Origin of the sequence: Pseudomonas sp. Mn2068 (assembly GCF_049319725.1) — a bacterium.
GTDB classification, from domain to species: domain Bacteria; phylum Pseudomonadota; class Gammaproteobacteria; order Pseudomonadales; family Pseudomonadaceae; genus Aquipseudomonas; species Aquipseudomonas gingeri.
This window is the reverse complement of the sequence record NZ_JBMOUG010000007.1, coordinates 22,243-45,567: the sequence shown is the minus strand read 5'-3', so window position 1 is coordinate 45,567 and position 23,325 is coordinate 22,243. Positions and strand designations below refer to the sequence as shown.

Genomic DNA, 23,325 nt, shown 5'->3' with positions numbered 1-23,325 from the left:
ATCAGTCACCCGGCAACGGCGCGGGCTGCTGGTTCAGCTCGTGCTGGGTCAGCCCCTCGAGAAACACCCGTTCCTCGGCCATGCGGGTTTCCATCAACGCCGACAGGCGCCGGGAGTAACTGTCACTGAGCATCTCCGGCGACTGCTGCAACAGCAGCTCCTCCTGTTCATGAAACGGCCTGTTGAACCGTGAGAAATCACGCGGGTATTTCTTCCTCAGGAAGTCGATCCAGAAGTCGCGCGAAGCGATAAAGGTTTTCATCGCCGGTTTTATCTCGGCCTGTCGGATCCGATTGCGCGCTGCAAGGATCTGTTCTTCGGTGACATTGGCAATCTTCCTGAAGAGTATTTCCCGTGGCTGTCCGGGCAAATACAGCGAACGTCCCAGCCCGACCCGGTACGCCAGGTTCACCTCGATCTCGTCGACCGACTCGGACGAAGGCACTTCGGGACGATCGACCAGGTCGCGCACATGCTCGCGGGCAATGGCATCGATCTGCTCCAGGCGAAACAGGCCACGCGCCAGCCTGAGCAGCTCGGTCGGATCATCGCTGCCACTCGCCAGGCTCCGCGCCCGGTTCAACAACACCCGAACTTCCAGGTCGCTGAAATTCTTCGCCGCGCTGTCAACGCAGGTCATGGGGTTGGCCGCGAGGTCGAACAGTTCGCCGCGCAACTGGCTGTCCCGGGCCGCGGCCTCGAGCACCTTCCAGACCCGTCGTGTCAGGTCCGTGCGGGTCTTCATGTATTCCGCGCTCCCTCCCAGTCGGCCCAACAATACGAAAAACTCGTCGGCCCCCTCTTCCAGTCGTAGCTCTTGCCACAACTCCTGCAAGGCAGTTCGTCGTTCACCCTCGATACCGAACAGCCAACGCTGGCGCGCGGCGTATTCGTCCAGTGGCAGTTCTGTCTCCGGGATGCCAAAGGTGACGCCGGTACGCAATCGGTAATCGGCCAAAGTGCTCTGGGCGGCAGACTCCAGGGGATTGTTACGCAGGATGATGCGCCGGGTGATCGGTGAAGGCGCCAGGTAGAGCTCGCTGGGCAAGGCCTGGATCTGGTTGCCGCGCAGATCCGCCTCGGAGAGGGACGTGCGCGTCAGCAGCCCCGACGGCAGGTGGTCGATGCCCGTCCCGCGCACGAACAGGCGGCGCAGGTGCGGCATCTGGCTGACGTCCAGCAGGCCGATGTCGAAGTTGCCGTTCATGTTCAGCACCTCGAGATGCCGCAAGTGCGACAGCACGCGGACCGAGTGACGGGTCAGCGCGATCCGGTTGTCCTGCAGGTTCAGCACCCGCAGCTCGGTCATGTCGGCAATCGCGCTCGGCAGGAACTCCAGCTGATTGTTGTTCAGCTCCAGTTTGCGCAGCTTGGTAAACCGCTCGAGAAAGCCTGGGGGAATGGTCTTCAGTCGCATGTTCTGCAAGGACAGTTCGGTGACGTGCTCGAAGCTGACGCCCTTGGGCAGACCCGGCAAGGTGGCGACGCGCAGGCCCGCCAGGCTCAGGCTATGACCGATGGCCACGCCATTCTCGTCATAGGTCCGTGGGGTTTGCCGACGCCAGCAGCGCTTGATGATTTGCGCGGCCTGCTGGCGGCTTTCGGCCAGTCCGCCCAGCCAGAGGTGCTGCCCGTACATCCAGGGCGATGCTCCACGCCAGGTGCGCAGCGTCGAACGCAGCAGGGCGGATTCTTCTTCCAATGCCCGCAACCTGCGCCGGGCGTCGATCGGGTCTTCGCCCAGGGACAACAGGAAATTGCGCGCTTCCGGTTCGCACAGATCAGGGTACAACCGGGTCACTCGCCGCAACACGCGCTGCGAGCCCTGCACGCCGCCGCGCCTGACGCGCAGGCAACCCGCGCCCTCGCCCTCGCGCCATGCTGGCAAGCGCTGGTCCGGTCTTCGCGGGGCAAAGCCGAGCGTTTCTTCCAGCACCGGTCGCGGACGCTCCACAACCTTGGACATCAGCAGTTTGTGCAACAGGCCCGCCTCGTCCAGCTTGAGACCCATGGCGCCCCGCTCGCTCAAGGTCAGGGCGCTCAACAGCGCCCCGCTCAGCGCATTCGGCCCCCTGGTCTGCGGCCCCAGGGTCAGGCCTTCGCCATCGAATGCCCGATACCCGTCGAGGCTCCTGACCAGGACCCGGCGCCTGGGCAGGTCGACCTCGCCCATTTCGATCAGCAAGGGACCGTCGGACCTGCCCTGGCGGATTTCCAGTCGCAGATCCCCCGGCCAGCCCCCTAAAATGCCGATCATCGGCACCTGCAATCGCGCCGTGTCCAGATTGCTCGTCCCTTGCAGGAAGCCGGCGTCCAGCGCCTGGTTGAGACGCACCTCGCGCAGGCTGTCGCTCGCCGCCTCGATCAGTCGTAGCTGCGGACTCTGGCCGCTGGCCAGGCGCTCCCTCGCGACATCGTCGGTCTGCGCGAGGATTTCCCGCAGGACACCGTCCGGCAGGTCGGGAAAACGTTGCTTCAGGCGCAAGGGCAAATCCTTGCCATTGAGGTAGTGGAGCTTGTAGAGGCGCCGGAACACCGCGGCCCGATGATCACGCACATGCGCGCCCAGGATCGGGGCCAGCAGGCTGGCCTCGTCACCGGGCGGCACGCCGGGCCCGAGCAATGCACGCCGTTGCTCCTGAGCCAGGTTGCGCAGGACCACCGTCAGCCCCTCGGCCTCGATTTCCCTGGCCGATAACACCATCGTTGTCGGCTTGGCCGTCAGGTCCGCGCCATACTCGCGCAGCGGTCGACGCAATCCATCCAGCAACATGAGGGTGTGGTTCTCGGGCCAGCCCTTGAGGCTGGGCAGCACCTGCAACTGCAGTTCGAGCAGGCGCGCGGCGGCCGATGCCGGAGCCTCGGCGGGGGTGATCAGCCAACTCAATTCGTGGTCCAACCTGAAGCGCTGGATCGAATCGAGCAAGGATGCCGGGATTGCCGAGAGGTTCATATGGAGTCGACGCAACTGTGATTCGTCCAACTGATGAATCGCCAGGATCTGCTCGATATCTTCATCGCTCAGCCAACGCAGCGCCGGGCCCAGGCGACGAAACAGATGGACCGGGTCATGCCAGCGCCAGGGCCACTCGTGGGCCAGGCGCCAGGCGCCGCCGCCGTTGTGCTCCAGCAACGGCGAATAGGCCGATTCACGAGCGGGATGACGCAGGCGCCAGGCTCCGGCGTCCTCATCGTGATAGGCGCGGTAAGGCTCGCCGGCGATTTCCAGGTAACGATGGCCTTCACCGGCTTCGCCCCTGTCGCCATGGAAACCCTGCTCATCCGGCACCCGTGTCGCCAGCCAGGGTGCCTCATGACGGTAGGCACGCAGGTCAGGCTGCCACAGGCGATAACGCCCGTCGCCCGACTTGACGGGTATCAGGTCGTCGAAGAAATCCGAGTAGCGCCGCAGCAGGCCCTTGACCGCCTTGCCGCCCCAGTGCACGGCGGTGCCCAGGGCAACCATGGTGGCAATGTCCTCGGCCACCGACATCATGTGCGAAATGGCCTCGTCACGCTCACCGCGCCGCCAGTCCTCATACCCTTCATAGGTTTCGGCCAGCAGTTGCCCGACCGCCACCCCCATCATCAGCAAGCCCAGCCAGGGATTGGCGAACGCGGCCAGGTTCAGCAGCGTCATCCCCAGTCCCAGCAGGGACTGGTTTCTGGCGGTACGGGCATCCTGATCGACATCCTCGGTCGGCACCGCCACGGTCCGCGCATCCGCCTGCAGGCGCAGGATCTGTTGCTGGTAGAGGGAGAAAAACAGCTCGCGGCTCAAGGGTTGCGCTTTCAACTGCAGATCGGCCCGGGTATTCAGGGACGTCGTGCCCTGGTCGAGGGCACGCCCGCTCCCGATGGTCAGGCGCTTGCGCAATGTCGAGAGAAAGGCCGGCAGCTCGCGCTGGCTGACAAAGCCGCAGAAGAACCGTTCATAGGCGGGTTGCCAGAGACGACGGCGCAGTTCCGCCTCGAAGTCCTCAAGCGAGGCATAGAGCTTGAAGGGGCTGAGCGGGTCATTGGGAATATGCACCAGGACCCGCTTCTCCATGCCGCCGGGCTCGATCCGAGGCATATCCACCAGGGTGAACAGGCAGATGCCGGACAAGGTGACGCCCAGCAACCTCAACTCATTGGCGATCATCCTGGAGCCATCCGCGCCCACGGCAACATTCAACTCGATCAACCGGCAGACCTGCTGGTGAGCCAGAGAGTCGATGTCTTTCTTCAGGTAGGCGATACAGGCATCGACCAGCATATCGGCCTTTTTCTGTTGGCCGATGGCGAACTCGATCCGGAACTCATCGTTATCGGGTTGCTGCCCGGTGTTCTTCGGCAGATGAAAGACCTCGCACAGATGCTGCTGGTACAACTTGCCCAGATCCAGGCTGCGGACCAGATCGATAAATGAAGGGACGGCGATCTTCGGCCGCGGATTCGCCCCGGGGCCGAGCTGGATATGCGATTGCGGCGGCAGCTGTTCATCCGGCCCGAAGTTCTGCAGCGCAGCCACCAGCAGGCTGCTGCTGGAATAGGTCATCGGCAGGCTGTAGCCCGGACCGATCGGCGGTGGCAGCGGCGGCCAGCGATCGGCGATGGCCAGTTGATCCTGGTGAATATCCAGGCCCGGCCCGAAACGCTCGCGCAGGGCCGCCTCCAGCAAGGGTTCGGAAAAATCCCGGACGGATTTCAGGTCCTTGAGCCAGGTAGAAATCTCTTCCTTGAAGAACTGGCTCCTGCGCATGTACTCGCGCAATTGCGCGATATCCTCGGCGCGGGCCGCCAACAGCCAGGGGGGCGCGTTGGCCCTGATCACCTCTTCGTTATCGCTGTGCTCGTCCAGGTCGGACGGTGCAAGACTGACAATCGCTGACATTTCAAACATCCTTATTTCAAAAGCTCGTCGTCGCGACCAGCTGTTCCAGGTCGACGAGCTGGGTTTCCAGCGTCTCGGTGCACCCGCGCGGGCCATCGGCGTAGAGAAACACCGCCTCGCGCAAGGTGCCGTGGTTCACGCAGGCCTCGACCAGCGTAGCGACCCGGCGGGCAGTATCCTCCTGCGTTGCCACGTCGAGCTCCTGCGCCCACAGGTGCAGACGCCAGAGCAACACGAAAAAGCCGTCGGCCATGGGTTCGGCGCGCAGGCGTCGCCAGTTCGTCCGTGGCGCCGACAGCGGCGCGTGAGAGCCCAGGGTCGTCAGGGCTGCCGGAGCGTAGGGCTCGATCCAGGCATCTTCTTGCGCCTGCTCGCCGCCACGGGGTGGAAACGGCAGGACGCCCAGGCTGACACCGGGGTTCTGCCTGAGCCCCGCCAGTTGGCCAAGACTTTCGACGGACCAGGGATTGTTCTGCAGGCCGATATGGCGCGTAAGGACAGCCGGCACGTTGAACAAGCCGGTGGGCAACTGCGTGAGGCGGTTATCCCGCAGATCCAGTGCCTCCAGGGACGAACGCGGGAACAGTCCCACGGGCCAGCGGTCGATCCCGGTGGCCCGCAACATCAGTTGCCGCAAGGCCGGCAAGCCACTCAGGTCAGGCACTTGGCCGAGGGGGTTATCGTTGAGGTTGAGGCATTCAAGCGCACTCATTTGCGCCAGCAGCGCGACACCGGGAGCATCCAGGCCAATCCGGTTGCCTTGCAGGCATAGTCGAGTCAGATGCGGCATCTCGGACAGGGCGTCCGGCAAGGCCGTCAGGCGGTTGTCGCTCAGGTCCAGCCGGCGCAGGCCGGTGAAGCCCGTGAAAAACGCCTGGTCGGCGTCAGTCAACGCCATGTCCCGGCCGATCAGTTCGCTGACGTGGCTGAAATCGATCTGCCAATGCAGTTCGGGCAAACGCCCAACGTGCATGCCCTGCATATCGAGTGTCACCCGTCGTGTTTCCCCTGCGTGTTGCCAACCCCCCTGCTCCCAGGCCCGCTTGATCGAATACGCCAGCTGCCTGCGGCTCGCCGCGCGGTCCGACGAGTCGTCGGCCGACTCGGCCCAGAAAAGCAACTGGCTCCTGAGCTGCTCGCACTCACGCTCGCGTGTGGCAAGCTGGCGGTCGGCCTGCTCGAGGGTGCCCGCCGATTGCAGATAGACGCTGATCTGCGTCGCCGACAGCAATGGGTAGAGCCGGCTCACGCGGTTGCTCAGGCACTGCCATTGCCGATCCTCCCCGGCCAGCTCCCACAGCGGGTAACCCTGGGGAGGTTCCGGCAACGCCAATGGTCCTGAAGCCTGCAATCGCGCCACCAGCCGGCGCTGCTTGGCCGCCAGTTCGGCCAGCGCCTCGCGCAGTGCCCCCGGCTGGCTCGAGTCGAATCCCAGGGCGCTGCGCTGTTCGGGCAACAGCGCCAGCAGTACCGCCTGCATCAGGCTGCCGGCCGAGGCCGTCGGCTTGTCGAGCGCATTCAGTACACGGTACTCGTCGCGACGCTGCTCGCTGGCCGACAAACGCCAGGCCAGCGCCGCCGATTCCGGCCCCAGGACGAAGGTCTGGGGCTGCCCGCCGTCCTTGCGTTCATAGCGCAATTCCACGCGCAGGCTGTCCGGCCAGCCCGGCAAATGCTCCAGCAGGTGGAAGGCCAGGCGGTCGGTTTCGAATGTCGCCGGGGCATTGAGAAAAAGGTCGCCGATGACGCGATTGACCGCCAACTCCAACTGGCACCCTCGGGCGGCCTCGGACAGGCTCAGGGGAATGTGTTCGTCGGTCACCAGCCGGCGCCGCTGCCTGTCGCAGGCATCGGCCATCAGTTCCTGTTCCACCGGTAGCGGCAGCTCGGGGAAAAACCGTCGGGGTGCCTGCGTGACCGCGGCAACGGTCACCGCTTCGACGTCCAGCAGCATCTTATGCCGTCGCCAGCGCTGGATACTCTCCCGGAGCACCCCGGGCACCGGCAGCAGTTCAATGTGCAGCCGCCGCAACAACGCGGCATGGGTGTTCGTCACCTTGAGCAATTGCCTGATGCTGCTATCGCAGAGCCCCTCGGCAATCGGCCCCAGGCGCCGGAACAGATACAGTTCGTCGCTCCATTTCCCCGGCTGCTCGAAGGCAAACCGCCAGGCGCCCTCACCGTTGTGCAGCAGCAAAGGGCCGTAGGCATCCGGACAGGTCGGGTGCAACAGGCGCCTGCGGCCATCGAATGCCTGGGGATCCAACCGATAGAGCCGGGCATCGATACGGACATAACACGCGTCCCCGTCATGGAATATCCCCTGGGCATCCGGCTCGTCCAACTCCGGCGGTTCCCGCCGTTGCTCATAGACCCGTGGATCAGGATTCCACAGGCGCAGGACGCGCTGCCTGTCCATGATCACGATCAGGCCGTCACTGAAAGCCGATACCCGCGGTTCACCCCGCTCGCGGAAAACCTGCTCGCGTTGGCCCGGTTCCAGCTCCAGCAGCTCGATGACCTGCGCCATCATTGAACCGACCATTTCATGTCGATTCCTGGGTTGCCAGTCCCGCCAGCCCTCGTAGAAAAGATCCAACAGGCCCTGGGCGCGCGCTGCCTGGGCCAGCCACCCCGGTTCCGGCGGGTCATAGAGCGCCTGTTGTCCGGTGGACAGGCCCAACCCCTCCCAGCCTTGTCGCGGTGCGCCGCCTGTCGTCCGCTCCCCGGAATCGGCCGGCACGACCTGGCTACCCGCCTCCGAGAGGAGCTTGTCGATCTGCAGGCGGACCAGTTCGCTGAACAGCTCCCGGCCTGCGGGCTGCGTGGTGAATGCCCAGTGCGCGCCACCACGAGAATGTTCCCGCGCCTGCTCCAGCAGCGCCGGGATGAATTCAGGCACCCGACGGTAGTCCACCCGGCGGGCGATCACATGCCGATAGTCGGTGTCGCCATTGATCTTCTGCGCCAGCCAGAGGGAAAGCGCCGCCATCGACGCATGTTCCCGGAAAGGACAGTCGGGCTCATTCGGCAGGTACACCACGCAGGCGCGCGTCTCTTCGCTCAAGGCGTCTTCGGCGGCAAGGAGCAGCGCCCCTTCCAGCGCATGACCGAGCATCGACAGATGGCTGACCCGGACCGCCTGCCCGGCCCACTGCCCCGCCGGCTGGTGGTTCAGTACCCGGCAGAGCATGTCGTAGGCGGGCCGGGCGATATCATCGTTCAGGCAGGCGACATGGGCATCGAGCAACAGGCTCGCCTGGCGCTGGCGTTCCAGCAGGAACGATAACCGCGCGTCGGGCCTCGCCAGCCGTTCGGCAAAGGCTGCGGGGGCCGTGCAGGCTCCCAGGCTCGTCTCTATTTCAGCGCGGTAGTACTCGCTCAGCCTCATGCTTTCGCCCAGGGCGGCCCAGAGATCACACCCGCCGGACCGACGCCTCAGGTAACGCGGGGCATTCTGGGCAAAAACGTTGTAGCTGCGAAAACTGCGCTGTTCGTCCGGCAGCAGATGCTGTTCTCCGGCCCCCAACCATTTCAACATGTGGAAGTGTCCTTATCGTCCATGTCGGCCGAGATTAACAGTCCACTTCATGTTGAAAACCGCAAAAAACTCATTATTTATCAGCCAGTTAAATCAATCATTCGAACCTTTCCGATACCCCGGTAGCACCGTTCCCGGCGCGACCGCGCAGGGCCGCGGGCCGACTCCGCTTTGGCCTCCCCCCATCGCTTATAACGGATCGATATAAAACTCCCGGTTTCGTCACGGGTCAGTTTCAGAGTCACCCACCCTCCCCAACGGATAACCGGTAAGGAATTTATGTGCGGATTAGCTGGAGAACTACGTTTCGATCGACGCCCCGCGGACCTCGCCGCGCTTGAGCGGATCACCCACCATATGGCCCCGCGCGGCCCCGATGCCTGGGGTTTCCATAGCCAGGGGCCGATAGCCCTCGGCCATCGTCGACTGAAAATCATGGACCTGTCGGACGCCTCGGCGCAGCCGATGATCGACCCGGACCTGGGCCTGTCCCTGGCCTTCAATGGCGCGATCTACAACTTCCCCGAACTGCGCCGCGAACTGGAACAGCTGGGCTACGCCTTCCATTCCGGCGGCGATACCGAAGTCCTGCTCAAGGGCTACCACGCCTGGGGCGAAGCGCTGCTGCCCAAGCTCAATGGCATGTTCGCGTTCGCCATCTGGGAGCGCGATGCCCAACGGCTGTTCATCGCCCGCGACCGCCTCGGGGTCAAGCCGCTGTACCTGTCGCGTACCGCCCAGCGCCTGCGCTTTGCTTCCAGCCTGCCGGCACTGCTCAAAGGCGGTGATATCAACCCGCTGCTGGACCCCGTCGCGCTCAACCACTACCTGAACTTCCACGCCGTGGTCCCCGCCCCGCGCACCTTGCTGGCCGGGATCGAGAAACTGCCGCCGGCCACCTGGATGCGTATCGACGCCGATGGCCGCGGCGAACAGAAAACCTGGTGGACCCTGCCCTATGGCCCGCATGCCGACGAGGCCAACCTGAGCCTGGAAGACTGGCGCGACTGCGTGCTCGACAGCACCCGTGAAGCCGTGGCGATCCGCCAGCGGGCGGCGGTCGATGTCGGTGTGCTGCTGTCCGGCGGCGTCGACTCCAGCATGCTGGTCGGCCTGCTGCGCGAAGTCGGGGTCGAGCAGTTGTCGACCTTCTCCATCGGCTTCCAGGATGCCGGTGGCGAGCGCGGCGACGAATTCCAATATTCGGACCTGATCGCCCGCCATTACGGAACGCGGCACCATCAGCTGCGCATCGACGAACGGGAAATCATCGAGCAGTTGCCGGCGGCCTTCCGCGCCATGAGCGAGCCGATGGTCAGCCATGACTGCATCGCGTTCTACCTGCTGTCCCGTGAGGTGGCCAAGCACTGCAAAGTGGTGCAAAGCGGCCAAGGCGCCGACGAACTCTTCGCCGGCTACCACTGGTACCCGCAGGTGGACGGTGCCGCCGATCCCCATGCCGCCTACCGCGAGGCCTTCTTCGACCGCAGCTACGCCGACTATGCCGATACCGTGCAGCCGCAGTGGCGCGTCGAGCAGGATGCCGCCGGTGATTTCGTCCGCGAGCACTTCGCCCAACCCGGCGCCAGTGCCGCGGTGGACAAGGCCTTGCGCCTGGATAGCACGGTGATGCTGGTGGACGACCCGGTCAAGCGCGTCGACAACATGACCATGGCCTGGGGCCTGGAAGCCCGCACGCCGTTTCTCGACTACCGGCTGGTGGAACTCTCAGCCCGTGTGCCGGCGAAATTCAAGCTGCCGGACGGCGGCAAGCAGGTCCTCAAGGAAGCGGCACGGCTGGTCATTCCCAGCGAAGTCATCGATCGCAAGAAAGGCTATTTCCCGGTTCCCGGCCTCAAGCACCTGCAGGGCGACACCCTGAACTGGGTGCGCGAGCTGCTGCTCGACCCGAGCCAGGACCGTGGCCTGTTCAACCCGGCGACCCTCGATCGCCTGCTGACCGACCCCCACGGTCAACTGACCCCGCTGCGCGGTTCGAAGCTGTGGCAACTGGCGGCCCTGAACCTGTGGCTCAGCGAACAAGGAATCTGACCCGATGAAAGCTCATGCCACGGCTTACAGCCAACGCCTGCTGCGCGGCCAGCCGCCGTCCTACGAACGCCTGCAGGCACGCCTGGCCGAAGACGGCAACGAACCGGCCACCCGCCCGGTGGTGCTGCATTGCGGCTGGGGCCGGCTGCTGATCGGGCACACCTTCGCCGATCCCGCCGGGCTGGCCGAAGAGCTGTTGAACGAACAGTCCGGCGAACGCGATATCGCCCTGTATGTCGCCGCGCCCCAACAGGTGCTCGCCCAGGCTCCGCAACAGTTGTTTCTCGATCCGTCGGACACCCTGCGCCTGTGGTTCAGCGACTATCGCCCGGCCACCCGGGTCTTTCGCGGCTTCCGCATTCGCCGGGCGCAGAGTGCCGAGGACTGGCTGGCGATCAACCAGTTGTACATCGCCCGCGGCATGCTGCCCATCGACCCGCAACTGCTCACCCCACGCCACCAGGGCGGTCCGGTCTACTGGCTGGCGGAAGACGAGGACAGCGGCGCCCTGATCGGCAGCGTCATGGGCCTCAACCACCACAAGGCCTTCCACGATCCGGAGCACGGTTGCAGCCTCTGGTGCCTGGCGGTCGACCCACAGTGCAGCCGGCCGGGGGTCGGCGAGGTGCTGGTGCGCCATCTGATCGAGCACTTCATGAGTCGCGGCCTGAACCACCTGGACCTGTCGGTACTGCACGATAATCGCCAGGCCAAGAGCCTCTACGCCAAGCTCGGCTTCCGCACCCTGAGCACCTTTGCCATCAAGCGCAAGAACGGCATCAACCAGCCGCTGTTTCTCGGCCCGGGCCCCCAGGCCGGGTTCAACCCCTACGCGCGGATCCTGGTGGAGGAGGCCCATCGACGCGGCATCGACGTGCAGGTCGACGACGCCGCGGCCGGCATGTTCACCCTCAGCCATGGCGGCCGCCGCGTGCGCTGCCGGGAATCGCTGACCGACTTGACCAGCGCCATCAGCATGAGCCTGTGCCAGGACAAGAGCCTGACCCATCGGGTACTGCTCGAAGCCGGCCTGAACGTACCCAGCCAGCAGCGCGCCGGCACTGCCGAAGACAATCTGGCCTTTCTCCAAGCCCATGGACGTATCGTCGTCAAACCTCTCGACGGCGAACAGGGCCAGGGCGTGGCCGTGGACCTGCGCAACGCCGACGAGGTGGAAAAAGCCATCGAGGCCGCCCGCGCCTTCGACAGCCGGGTCCTGCTGGAAAGCTTTCACGAAGGGCTGGACCTGCGCATCGTGGTGATCGGTTTCGAGGTGGTGGCGGCCGCCATTCGCCATCCGGCCCAGGTGGTCGGCGACGGCCACCACAGCATCGGCGCGCTGATCGAAGCGCAGAGCCGGCGGCGCCAGGCCGCTACCGGCGGCGAGAGCCGGATTCCCCTCGACGCGGAAACCCAGCGCACCCTGCATGCGGCCGGTCATGACTACAACACGGTACTGGCCCGGGGTGAACAACTGGCGGTGCGGCGCACCGCCAACCTGCACACCGGTGGGTGCCTGGAGGACGTGACGGCGATCCTCCATCCGACCCTGGCCGAGGCCGCCGTACGGGCGGCAAGGGCCCTGGATATCCCGGTGGTCGGGCTCGACCTGATGGTCCCCGCGGCAGACCAGCCGGAGTACGTCTTCATCGAAGCCAATGAACGTTGCGGGCTGGCCAACCATGAGCCACAGCCCACGGCCGAGCGCTTTATCGACCTGCTGTTTCCCCACAGCCTGCCGGCGTGATGAAGCAGCGCGGATCGTTCCCTTTTACCCGCGGGAGTTCTCCAGCAGGCATTGCGCTGGAAGCATTCTCCTGCAAGAAGGAGCAGCCATGAACACTGCCATCCCCCAACCCGACCTCGACTACCTGCAACGGGTTCTCCTGGAAATGCTCGCCATTCCCAGCCCGACGGGGTTCACCGATACCATCGTGCGTTATGTCGCCGAGCGCCTGGAAGAACTGGGCATTCCCTTCGAACTGACCCGGCGCGGCACCATTCGCGCCACCCTCAAGGGGCGCCAGAACAGTCCCGACCGCGCCGTATCGGCCCACCTCGACACCATCGGCGCCGCCGTCCGGGCGATCAAGGACAACGGGCGCCTGACCCTGGCGCCTGTCGGTTGCTGGTCGAGTCGCTTTGCCGAGGGCAGCCGGGTCAGCCTGTTCACCGACACCGGGGTGATCCGTGGCAGCGTATTGCCGCTGCTGGCTTCCGGACACGCCTTCAACACCGCGGTGGATGAACTGCCGGTCAGTTGGGATCACGTCGAACTGCGCCTGGACGCCTACTGCACCACCCGCGCCGACTGCGACTCGCTGGGCATCAGCATCGGCGATTTCGTCGCCTTCGACCCGTTGCCGGAGTTCACCGACAGCGGTCATATCAGCGCCCGCCACCTCGACGACAAGGCCGGCGTGGCCGCGCTGCTGGCGGCACTCAAGGCGATTGTCGAAAGTGGCGCGCAACCGCCGATCGACTGCCATCCGCTGTTCACCATTACCGAGGAAACCGGCAGCGGCGCGGCGGCGGCCCTGCCCTGGGACGTCAGTGAGTTCGTCGGCATCGATATCGCCCCGGTCGCGCCGGGCCAGCATTCGAACGAACACGCGGTGAGCGTGGCGATGCAGGACTCCGGCGGCCCCTATGACTATCATCTGTCGCGCCACCTGCTGAGCCTGGCGGCCGATAACGAGTTGCCGGTGCGCCGCGACCTGTTTCGCTACTACTTCAGCGATGCCCACTCGGCTGCCACCGCCGGGCACGACAGCCGCATGGCACTGCTGGCATTCGGCTGCGATGCCACCCATGGCTACGAGCGCACCCATATCGACAGCCTGGCGGCGTTGAGTCGCCTGCTCGGCGCCTATATGCTCAGCCCGCCGGTCTTCGCCAGCGATGCCCAGCCGGCCACCGGCTCCCTCGACCGTTTCAGCCATCAACTGGAACACGAGACCCAGATGGAAAGCGATACCCGGGTGCCCTCAGTGGACAGCCTGATCGGCCAGCGCAATCCGCTCGACTGAAGGTATCCAGGCCGGGGCTCGCTGCCCGCCGCCCCGGTCACCCGCTGCATCGCCGGTAGCCGGACCCGGCTGGTGGCAGTAGCATGCCGCAGATTCCTGAAGAGAACTTTCCATGCTGATTCCCTACGACCAACTCGAACCCGACACCCTGACCCGGCTGATCGAGGATTTCGTCAGCCGCGACGGCACCGACAACGGCGATGACACCCCCCAGGAAACCCGTGTACTACGGGTGCGCCAGGCACTGGGCAAAGGCCAGGCGGTGATTTTCTTCGATCTGGAAAGCCAGCAGTGCCAGTTGCTGCCCAGGCACGCAGTGCCCAAGGAATTCTTCGACTGACCTCAGGCCACCGGATCGCGGATCTCGCGAAGGGGGACACCCGGCTCCACCTTCGTCAGGATCCGGCGGTAGATCTCGGCACGATGCACATTGACGTGTTTCGGTGCTTCCACACCAAAACGCACATGGTTGCCGTTGACGGCGAGAATTCGCACGGTGATGTTATCGCCGATGGAAATCATCTCGCCCACGACGCGGCTCAATACAAGCATGGCACTCATCCTCAAGGGTTTATGAGCGGCCAAGACTGCCCGGCCCGACCACGGCCTTCAATGCAGCGGCGGCAAATCAGCCCGCCCTTACCGACACGGCCGATTCGCCCTACAGAATCAGATTTCATACTTCAGCCCATCAGAAGTTTCGCTGCGCGCAGACCTGAGCGAAGCTTCCCCGGGACAGCCTATTGCCTGGCCTTGGCTCGCATCTTGTCGGCCATCACGGTCATTTCGTCATAGAGCAGTTGCGGGTTCTTCTGCTTCAGGGCCCAGGCCATGCGTCCCTGTTCATGAGGCAGGATCATGAACTCGCCCTGCGCGACATGCTGGTAGATGTAGTCGGCGATATCGCCGGCGGTAATCGGCGAGCTTTCCAGCAACTTGCCGACCTGGGCCTTCATGGCCGGGGTCGGACCGCGGAACGAATCCAGCAGGTTGGTCTGGAAAAACGACGGGCAGACCACGTGCACGCCGATTTCCTGCTGCGCCAGTTCGACCAGCAGGCTTTCCGACAACGCCACCACACCCGCCTTGGCGACGTTGTAGTTGCTCATGGCCGGGCCCTGCATCAGCGCCGCCATGGATGCGATATTGATGATCTTGCCCTTGCTCTGCTCCAGCAGCGGCAGGAAGGCCTTGCAGCCCTTGACCACACCCATGAGGTTGATCGCGATCTGCCATTCCCAGTCTTCCAGGGACAGCTCGCTGAAGAAGCCGCCGGAGGCCACACCGGCATTGTTGACGATCACATCGATACCGCCGAACTTGACCTCACAGGCCTGGGCGAATGCCGTCAGCTGGCTGTAGTCACGCACGTCGCAACGCTGGGTGAAGCCGTCACCGCCCGCCTCGCGCACCTGCCTCAGGGTTTCCTGCAGGCCTGCCTCACTGACGTCGGACAAGGCCAGCCGCCAGCCTTCGCGAGCCCAGCGCAATGCGATTTCGCGGCCAAGGCCGGAGCCGGCGCCCGTGATCATGATGCGATTTTGCATAGGAGATGCCTTGTGCGTTCGGAGGAAGATGAGCCGCAGTGTAGCGAAGGAATATCAGCCGCCGATGCACCATCAGATTGCTGAATGCCCCAGGCAAAGTCGCACCCGAGGACGACTGTCGGCGCGCTTGCAAGTTCAACGATGAAAACCTGCGAAGTGAATAAACGGCAATAATCAAAAGAAATAAAAGACGGATCAAAATACCTTGATAAAAAACTGAATTTTCCAAGCCCGGCTCCAGTCGGAGATGTTAAGCCGTTGGTTATTTAACGACTGAATCAAACACTGAATGAAAGTCTGCAATGGCAGAACAACCGATAAGGAAAAAGCCATGGGTACTATTCTGATCGTCATCCTGATCCTGCTGCTGATTGGCGGCCTGCCGGTCTTTCCACACTCCAGAAGTTGGGGTTACGGCCCATCGGGCATTATCGGTACGGTGCTGGTCGTACTCTTGATTCTGTTGTTGCTCGGCAAGATATGACGGCATTGCCCACGGATCATTCTTGATCCCAGGCAATGAAAAACGCCCCGACAAGTCGGGGCGTTTTTTATTCGACGGATAATCCGCGCAAGACGTTACTTGGTCGGTGCGACACCCGCGGTGTTATCCAGCAGGCTCTTGGTCGCGGTCTGGATGAAAGAACCCAGCTTCTGCTTCAGCTCGGCCTCGTCCGGCGAGTTCGGAATCACTTCGCCACCAGGATTGGCGCCCAACTGGTAGCGCCAGACCTTGGCCGGTACATCCTTGGGCTGGACCAGGACGTGATCGCCGCTGATGATCGCCACGGTCGGTTCGTTACCCGACGGCTTGATCATGCCGATGCCCTTGTCGCCTTCCGGCAGGTTGAGCAGGTCACGTCCCCAGCACTGCTGGCGGAACTCGCCGCCCAGGCGGCCCATGATGGTGGGCACGATATCGATCTGGGTGCCCACGGTGTCGCGGCGCGCGCCGAACTTCTCCTGGATGCCCGGACCGATCAGCAACAACGGTACGTTGAAGCGGCCCAGGTCCATTTCGGTGATCTGCTCGTCGTTGCCAAAACCATGGTCACCGACCACCACGAACAGGGTTTCCTTGAAGTAGGGCTCCTTGCGGGCCTTCTCGAAGAACTGGCCCAGGGCCCAGTCGGCATAACGCATGGCCGTCAGGTGCTCGTTGAGGGAGCCACGGTCGGTCACCCGCTCGACCGGCAACGGCGTCGGCAGCGCATACGGCGTGTGGTTGGACAGGGTCTGCAGCAACGCGTAGAACGGCTTGCCGGCTTCACCACGGGTCTTGAGCTCTTCCAGGCTGCGATCGAACATGTCCTGATCGGAGACGCCCCAGGTCGGATCGGAGAACACCGGATTGACGAAGTCGTTACGGCCGATAAAGGTGGTCATGCCCTGGCTGCCGAAGAAGCCCGACTGGTTGTCCCAGGCGAAGTCGCCGTTGTAGACATACACGTCGTCATACTTGCGGGCGCTGAGCAGTTGCGGCAGGCCCGACAGCTTGTGGCTGCCCTCCGGCGTCTGCATCAGGTACTCGAAGCCCGGCAGGTTGGGGAAACAGGCCATGGTCGCGAACATGCCCTGGTGGGTATGGGTACCGTTGGAGAAGAAGCGATCGAACAACAGGCCTTCCTTCGACAGCTTGTCGAAGTACGGGGTGATGTTGCCCGGACGACCCAGGGCGCCCACCGAGTGGCCGGCGAAGCTTTCCATCAGGATCACCACCACGTTCTTGATCGGCAGGGTGTTCTGCGCCGGCGGCGTGGTGTCGCGGCGGATCGCGGCGATATCGCTTTCGACCAGCTTGTCGTCGCCGGTCAGCAGCATGTCGCGCACGGTCTGCTGGGCCAATGGCTGCTGCAGGGTGGCTTTCCAGATATTGTCGCGATCATCGGACAAGCGACTCTGGGCCGCCGAGATCAGCGTCAACGAGCCGTTGAGGCCCAGCTGGTTGGCGAAGTTCGAGTTGGTGGTATAGGCATCCCCCCAGCGCAGCGGCGGGCCCTGGCGCAGGGTGCCGCGGGCGGCGACCACGCAGATCAGCAACAGCACCACGAACACCACCGCCCGGGCATACCAGGGCGCAACCGTACGGGTGCCGACACTGGCATTGAAGGTGGCACGGGGCCGGGTGATGCGGTCGGCGCCCTTGAACAGCAGGCTCAACACCACGGTGCCCACGGCCCACGCCAGCAGGTAGCGGACCACCGGGAAACCGTACCAGAGCATGCTCATGACGGTTTTCGGGTCTTCCTTCACATACTGGAACACCAGGCCGTTGAGGCGCTGGTGGAACTCGCGATAGAAGTCCATCTCCATCAGCCCGCAGAACAGCGCCAGGCTCGACGCCGCGGTCAGCCAGAGGCGGAACAGACCGCGAGCGGCCATCGCCCGGGCGCTGAGGAAGGCCAGGGTCAATGGAATGCAGAGGTAGACCACGATACGGATATCGAAGCGCAGGCCGTTGCCGAACGCCTCGATGAAGGTCGAAGCCGGGGTGTCGAGAATCATCTCGCGGTTGTAGACCAGCAATGCAACCCGCAGCAGGGTGAACATCACCATCATGATCAATGCACACAACAGCGTGTAGGCCAGATGAGACTTAACTGTCGGTTGCAGCAGGCGCGTTGAGGGGCGCTGCTTGCTCAGGGCGTCCGGGTTTGCCATGTCGGTTTGGGACTCGTTGGATTCAAGTTGAAAAGTCGGGTTCAGCGGCGCCCAGCCCTCGATGGACCACAAGAGGGGCGCGAAGCCGGCAAATGTTGCACGATCATCGATGGTTTACCACCCGTGCGTTGCCGGTCGCTGTTGAAATCTTTCCTCGCCCAGGCCGAAAACCGTTCTGGAACAGCGGATTGCAAGGAGCGGGAGGTCAATCGGGCGCAGGAATTGTCTGCGACAGAATGTGAAAATTTCGTCTGGCGCATGTTTTGACACATAAAAAACCGGAAGCCGCCGAAGCAGCAGTCACTGCTCCGGCGAGAGGTCGTCACCTGTCGTGGACGAGGGACCCTCTAGAACCGCACGTTGCCCCTGGGTCCGGCAATCGCCCAGATAATCAGGCCCAGCACCGGCAACAGGATGATCAACAGGATCCAGAGGACTTTCATCCCGGTTTCAGCGCCGCTTTTCAGCACATTGAGGATGGCCCAGATATCCAGGGCCAGAATGATCAGGCCGACGAGGCCGTTGAAGGTTGAACCCATGGTGTTGCTCCCTAATGAGGACGTGCCTTCCTTAGGATAGCCCGCGCGGGACAGGGTTCCGTTTATTCTGCGGCCAGGATGATCCCGTCGCTCAGACGTGCAACGCGATCCGCAGGGCTTCCAGGGACGGTGCGGCGGTAATGCCGACCTGCTCGCACAGTTCCAGTACTCGTGGCAGGTCATTGCCATAGACCAGGACCGCCTGCAATTCGTCATCCAGCGGCTGGCTGAAGTCCATCAGGACGTAGCCGCCCATTTCCGGATTCATGCTGCCGAGCTGGATCTGGATGCGGTTCAGTGCCGTCAGCGCCTCGACCTTGGCCAGTTGCTTGGGCTTGATGTTGAACGGGACGTCCTTGCCGAAGGAGTCGACGATCTGCGCGAACAGATCCATATAGGTATCCGCCTGGAACAGCACGGTTTCCGGCAGGCTGCCGACCACCACCCATTCGCCCAGGGGAATCGGGAAGCTGTCGTCATAGTTGATATCCGGATTGGCCGCCAGGAACCCCGCCGCGTCGGCATAGGCCTGGGCCGCCTCGTCGGCGATCTGCTGGATCTCGGCCTCGCCCATGCAGCCGGAGCTGATTTTACTGATGAGTTCGATAAGGGCGGTTTTCATGACGGGATCCTGCGACCTGGGGCTGTTCGGGGTCGCGAAGGATAGCGCAAATGCCGGCACGGCGCAGGAGCAAAGCCTGCGCCGCGGCACAAATCTCAGGCGGTGAGTCGTTGCAACTGGGCCACCGTGTCGGTCGCCCCCATGGTCTGGGCCGCCGCCAGCGCGGTGACGCCATTGGCGTCCCTGGCCTGGGGATCGGCACCCTGGCCGAGCAGGTACTCGACGATGCTGGTGCGGTTGAACATCGCGGCCATCATCAAGGCCGTACGACCGTCCGCCGACGCGCCCTCGACCTGGGCACCGCCTTCGATCAGCAGCTTGACCATCGGCAGGTCGCCCTTGAAGGCGGCCCCGGCAATCGGGCTCTGGCCATTGTCGTTGCGGATTTCCGGATCGGCCTTGTGCTCGAGCAGTACCCGTACGGCGTCGACGTGCCCGTGGTAACTGGCAAGCATCAACAGGGTATCGCCCTTGTGATTGCGCAGGTTCGCCGGCAGGCCCTTGTTCAACAGGGCCGCCAGCATGGCCGCATCGCCTTTGCGCGCCACGTCGAATACCTGTTCGGCAAACTCGGCGGCTTCTTCTTCGGTCATTTGTCGGGCTTGATCGGACATGGTGGACTCCCTGTGGCTGCACGAGAAACTGGATAACTGATGGAGTCAGTTTCCCGAGCCTGAGTTTCCTTGTCATGCCTTATTTTTCAAGCATTTCCATAGACAGAATCAATAACGGAACTTGCCGGCATGAATATCCTCATGGACCTGTCCCGTCACCTGCACGTAGGTTTCCGAGCCGGGCAACCAGGCATAGATCGGATCCTCGCCGACTTTCCCGGGGTCGAACGCCTCGTCCCTGAGCCGGCCCTTCTGGTACTTGAAGGTTCCGGTGGTTTCCATCTTCAGCTTCACCCGCAGGAACAACGGCACCGCGTAGGGTGGCATCTGCTCCCGGGCAAAATTCAGCAGCTCGGTGAAATCCAGGGTCGCCAGTGACTCGGCGGGGGTGATCGCGGCCATGCCGGCACGCCCGTTGGTATTGCTGATTTCCACCCCGTAGGCCACCACTTCGGCGATATGCGGATGTTGCAGCAGGATGTTCTCCACTTCGGTGGTGGAGACGTTTTCGCCCTTCCAGCGATAGGAATCCCCCAGGCGATCGACGAACTGGGCGTGACCGAAGCCGATATCGCGCAACAGGTCGCCGGTATTGAAATAGCGGTCGCCTTTTTCGAACACATCGCACAGCACGACCTTCTGGGTCTTGGCCGACTCGGTGTAGCCGTCCAGCGGCGCCTTGTCATCGATCCTGGCCAGCAGCAGGCCCTGGCCGCCCTTGGGCACCTTGCGCATGAAACCATCGGCATCGCGCAACGGCGTGCCGCAATCCGGGGCGTATTCCACCAGAGCCCAGGACATCAGGGAAAAACCGATGGTGTTGTTGAAATTGAGCGCGTTGGTAAAACCGATATTGCCATCGCTTGCAGCATAGAACTCACTGATGTGATCGATGCCGAAGCGCTGCTTGAACTCGCGCCAGACGCCGGGTCGCAAGCCGTTGCCAATCATCTTGCTGACCTTGTTGTGCGCATCGCCGGGGCTGGGCGGCTGGTCGAGCAGGTAGCGGCACAACTCGCCGACATAACCCAGGGTCGTGGCATTGAAGCGCCGGGCCTCGTCCCAGAACTGGCTGGCGCTGAACTTGCGCCGGAAGGCGAACCCCGACGCCCCGGCAATCGCCGAGCCCCAGCACACGCACAGGCCCGTGGCGTGGTACAGCGGCAGCGTGCAATAGATGACGTCCTGCGGCCCCATGTCGAGGGCGATCAGGCCAAAACTGGCATAGGTCTTCATCCAGCGACCGTGGCGGAAAATCCCCGCCTTGGGCAGGCCGGTGGTGCCGGAGGTGTAGATGTAGAAACACGGGTCATTGCTGAAGATCTGCTGGCTGCTGGCCGGATTGGCATCGGACGCGCCGACGCTAGCGGCCATCAGGTTGTTCCAGCCCGCGGGTGCCTCGCCGGGGTCGGCGGCGGTGTCCTGGTCCGCCACGAAGTAATGCCGCGCCGGGTCGATCGCCACCTGCTCGCGCACCGCCGAATAGGCCTCCAGCAGTTCCGAACCGACCACCATCGCCACTGGCGAGACCAGGGTAATGCTGTGGACCAGGGCGCTCTGCGTCTGCGAGGTATTGAGCATCGCGCAGACGCCACCGACCTTGGCCACCGCCAGCACCGTCACCAGCAGTTCGATACGGTTCTCGATGAGGATCCCCAGCACATCGCCCTTGCCGATGCCCTGTGCGATCAGGTAGTGGGCGATACGATTGGCCCATTGATTGGCCTGTTGATAACTGAGGCTACGGTTGCCGTACAGCAGTGCCGGCCCCGACGGGTTGCGCGCAACGGCCTGCTCGAAACTCCAGCCGAGCCCGCAAGGCTGGTCGGGTTTCTTCACATTGGACAGCTTGAGCCCGCGGATCACCCGCGGCAGGGCTTTGGCAACGGTGGGCAGCTTGCGGAGCATCATGCCCCAGGTAATCACGTCGTCTGTTCGAACGTTCATGGGTCGCATCCTGTCTTTATTATTATCGAGCGAACGTCGCCTGGGAGGACAACCTCGCCAACATTCCTTGTCACAGCCGCAGGGCTTCGGCAGTTCCTTGAGGCCCGCCTCACCGCGAAAAATACGTCACCCCGCGCGAGGCTGTACACGAAGGTTTTGAAAAGTTTTGTATCCTCGATCGCGACTGCCGCACGCCTCGGCGACCAATGGGCAAAATGCAGGATGCACGATGGCTATTCTTGCAATTTGCACGATCCCTTGAAGTTCAACAAAACTTAAATCATTGATTTATATCGATTTTTTAAAACACCAATGCTGGCACAATCGCTGCACCTATCACTCCATGCCTAGCCATTCATGAGCTGACGGAGCTGATCGACATGAACCTGATCCAGGAAAAATTCTCTTCTGTGTTCTCCAACTACGAAGTAACCACCCAACCGCGTCCTGATGGTGGTGTGTTGCTGACGCTGCGTGGCAGCGATGGCAAGCAGGTCAAACGCTCGATTTCCTACGCCCAGTTGCATACCGCGGAACAACTGACCTGGGTGATTAGCGCGATTCGTCGCGATCTTGCCGGCGAGGCCAGCGAACTGCCGTCGATTTCCCTGCTGCAGAGCCAGAATCGCTTTGCCCTGCCAACCTATCACTGAAACCACGGCAGACATCCAGCCGCGGGTCGCGAACAGGGACGGAACCCACCGCTCCGACTTGCCGCCCGTGGCTCACTCCCTTATCCCCCCGCACACTCCCCCTAAACCAGGCCACGATTAACCGCCTCGCCAACCGCGTGCGCGCGATTGCTCACCCCCAGCTTGTGATAGATGTTGCGCAAGTGAAACTTCACGGTGGCTTCCGACACGTTGCGGATCACGCTGATTTCCCAGACCGTCTTGCCCGCCCTCGCCCACCTGAGTACTTCCAGTTCCTTCTCGCTGAGGTTCTTGGCCTTGGAGAGACGGTTTCTCCTGGGCTTGCTCAAACCCGGCAGGAGTACCACCTGGACAACATCCTGTTTAAGCGGCTCCCCCAAATCCACAATGTCGACCGACCGGTGCCTGGGCGCGGGGCCGCCCCCGGCACTCAGCATCTTGGGAATGCTCATGTCTGTTTCTCCCTGTGAATTTCAATAAGTCGCACGGCTGCCGCCAGGTCTCTCCGGCAACAAATGAACAACCATCAAAAAACAGAGAGTTACACAGAAGCGGGATTTAACAACCAACTACAAACACAAACAGGGATGGCCGACATTTCAATAGGTAACGTCCTACAACTTGAAACATGCAACTCTGACTCAAGCTTTAATCGTTCCTGCCGGCCATCACTTGTTTAATGTCGGTTCCCTGTAGATTCAGTCGTCAAGACGCGGGAAGTGACTGGCGATATCTTCACCGGTAAAACTGACCACTCGTCCTTCAGACTTGTCGAACAGGCGAATAACCACGCAACGCGGGTTCTCCCCCATGTCGAACCAGTGACGTGTACCGGCCGGCAGCGAAACCAGATCGTTCCTCTCACACAACACGGCATAGACATAGTCGCCGATATGCAGGCTGAGCAAACCACGGCCGGCGACGAAGAAGCGCACTTCGCTGGCCGCGTGCTGCTGTTCAGCGAAGCCTGCCGCGCACAGCTCGGCAGACTGCGGATGGTCGCCGTCGAGGCTGATGACCTCGACGCTCACGCTACCGCGCTCGCTCATCAACTGGTCGATCTGCCCGCGGTAGGCGGCCAGCACCTCCTCGTGACCGGCACCCGCGCGAACGGGCGTCGTGGCTGGCAGGCGCTCGAAACGGACACCGTGTTCCGCCAGGGTCGAGGCAATGTCGTCGACATGGGTCAGGACCTTGTTGGGAAGATCCGGAGTGGCAACGGGGTAAACGGACAGGCTGCTCAT

The 23,325-nt window shown here is 63.0% G+C and carries 16 protein-coding genes and 1 pseudogene; 6 read left to right on the top strand and 11 right to left on the bottom strand.

Translation table 11 applies throughout. The features are described from left to right. Position 1 precedes the first annotated feature (1 nt). The gene (locus ACL9RJ_RS17175) at positions 2–4,876 is read right to left on the bottom strand and encodes an NEL-type E3 ubiquitin ligase domain-containing protein (RefSeq protein WP_017129684.1); all 4,875 of its coding nucleotides are present in this window, start codon (positions 4,874–4,876) and stop codon (positions 2–4) included. 16 nt (positions 4,877–4,892) lie between these two features. Continuing rightward, positions 4,893–8,417, bottom strand: a complete 3,525-nt coding sequence (locus tag ACL9RJ_RS17170) for a dermonecrotic toxin domain-containing protein (RefSeq protein WP_422765496.1) — start codon at positions 8,415–8,417, stop codon at positions 4,893–4,895. 279 nt (positions 8,418–8,696) lie between these two features. On the opposite strand from ACL9RJ_RS17170, the gene ACL9RJ_RS17165 reads away from it, so the two are divergent. The 4 genes from ACL9RJ_RS17165 to ACL9RJ_RS17150 all read left to right on the top strand — a co-directional run bounded on the left by ACL9RJ_RS17165 (position 8,697) and on the right by ACL9RJ_RS17150 (position 13,838). Further along, positions 8,697–10,469 (top strand): N-acetylglutaminylglutamine amidotransferase, encoded by a 1,773-nt coding sequence (locus tag ACL9RJ_RS17165; protein ID WP_422765495.1) that lies wholly within the window; start codon positions 8,697–8,699, stop codon positions 10,467–10,469. Between the two features lie 4 nt (positions 10,470–10,473). Further along, positions 10,474–12,216 carry an N-acetylglutaminylglutamine synthetase gene (gene ngg, locus ACL9RJ_RS17160; RefSeq protein WP_177107358.1) on the top strand — a complete coding sequence of 581 codons (1,743 nt, stop codon included), beginning with the start codon at positions 10,474–10,476 and terminating at the stop codon, positions 12,214–12,216. 88 nt (positions 12,217–12,304) lie between these two features. Continuing rightward, complete coding sequence (locus ACL9RJ_RS17155; RefSeq protein WP_017129688.1) at positions 12,305–13,498, top strand: osmoprotectant NAGGN system M42 family peptidase; 1,194 nt, start codon at positions 12,305–12,307, stop codon at positions 13,496–13,498. 112 nt (positions 13,499–13,610) lie between these two features. Next, positions 13,611–13,838: a YheU family protein gene (locus tag ACL9RJ_RS17150; RefSeq protein ID WP_017129689.1), complete on the top strand. Its 228-nt coding sequence runs from the start codon at positions 13,611–13,613 to the stop codon at positions 13,836–13,838. Positions 13,839–13,840: 2 nt separating this feature from the next. On the opposite strand, the gene csrA is transcribed toward ACL9RJ_RS17150, so the two are convergent. Both csrA and ACL9RJ_RS17140 read right to left on the bottom strand, forming a co-directional pair. Continuing rightward, entirely contained in the window at positions 13,841–14,050 is a 210-nt protein-coding gene (gene csrA, locus ACL9RJ_RS17145) for a carbon storage regulator CsrA (protein ID WP_017129690.1), read from the bottom strand. Between the two features lie 188 nt (positions 14,051–14,238). Next, on the bottom strand, positions 14,239–15,045 hold the full coding sequence (locus tag ACL9RJ_RS17140) for an SDR family oxidoreductase (protein ID WP_017129691.1): 807 nt from the start codon (positions 15,043–15,045) through the stop codon (positions 14,239–14,241). A gap of 331 nt (positions 15,046–15,376) precedes the next feature. On the opposite strand from ACL9RJ_RS17140, the gene ACL9RJ_RS17135 reads away from it, so the two are divergent. Further along, entirely contained in the window at positions 15,377–15,529 is a 153-nt protein-coding gene (locus ACL9RJ_RS17135; protein WP_017129692.1) for a DUF3309 family protein, read from the top strand. A 95-nt stretch (positions 15,530–15,624) separates the two neighbouring features. Here ACL9RJ_RS17135 and ACL9RJ_RS17130 read toward each other — a convergent pair whose 3' ends face one another. The 5 genes from ACL9RJ_RS17130 to ACL9RJ_RS17110 all read right to left on the bottom strand — a co-directional run bounded on the left by ACL9RJ_RS17130 (position 15,625) and on the right by ACL9RJ_RS17110 (position 21,428). Continuing rightward, a complete protein-coding gene (locus ACL9RJ_RS17130) occupies positions 15,625–17,706 on the bottom strand; it encodes an LTA synthase family protein (RefSeq protein ID WP_042937235.1) in 2,082 nt (693 codons plus the stop codon). A 347-nt stretch (positions 17,707–18,053) separates the two neighbouring features. Then, positions 18,054–18,245, bottom strand: coding sequence for a PLDc N-terminal domain-containing protein (locus tag ACL9RJ_RS17125; RefSeq protein ID WP_017129694.1), 192 nt, complete (start codon positions 18,243–18,245; stop codon positions 18,054–18,056). Positions 18,246–18,336: 91 nt separating this feature from the next. Then, the gene (locus ACL9RJ_RS17120) at positions 18,337–18,867 is read right to left on the bottom strand and encodes a hypothetical protein (protein WP_017129695.1); all 531 of its coding nucleotides are present in this window, start codon (positions 18,865–18,867) and stop codon (positions 18,337–18,339) included. Between the two features lie 95 nt (positions 18,868–18,962). Next, entirely contained in the window at positions 18,963–19,481 is a 519-nt protein-coding gene (locus tag ACL9RJ_RS17115; protein WP_177086495.1) for an ankyrin repeat domain-containing protein, read from the bottom strand. A 108-nt stretch (positions 19,482–19,589) separates the two neighbouring features. Continuing rightward, entirely contained in the window at positions 19,590–21,428 is a 1,839-nt protein-coding gene (locus ACL9RJ_RS17110) for a long-chain-acyl-CoA synthetase (protein WP_042937179.1), read from the bottom strand. Between the two features lie 380 nt (positions 21,429–21,808). Here ACL9RJ_RS17110 and ACL9RJ_RS17105 point away from each other — a divergent pair, with 380 nt between their 5' ends. Beyond that, on the top strand, positions 21,809–22,081 hold the full coding sequence (locus ACL9RJ_RS17105; protein WP_017129698.1) for a DUF3509 domain-containing protein: 273 nt from the start codon (positions 21,809–21,811) through the stop codon (positions 22,079–22,081). Positions 22,082–22,182: 101 nt separating this feature from the next. Here the strand turns inward: ACL9RJ_RS17105 and ACL9RJ_RS17100 are convergent. Together ACL9RJ_RS17100 and ACL9RJ_RS17095 are read right to left on the bottom strand one after the other, a co-directional pair. Next, positions 22,183–22,362: pseudogene (locus ACL9RJ_RS17100) on the bottom strand (response regulator transcription factor); the annotation flags it as partial. A gap of 417 nt (positions 22,363–22,779) precedes the next feature. After that, positions 22,780–23,325: a 1,2-dihydroxy-3-keto-5-methylthiopentene dioxygenase gene (locus tag ACL9RJ_RS17095; RefSeq protein WP_017129700.1), complete on the bottom strand. Its 546-nt coding sequence runs from the start codon at positions 23,323–23,325 to the stop codon at positions 22,780–22,782.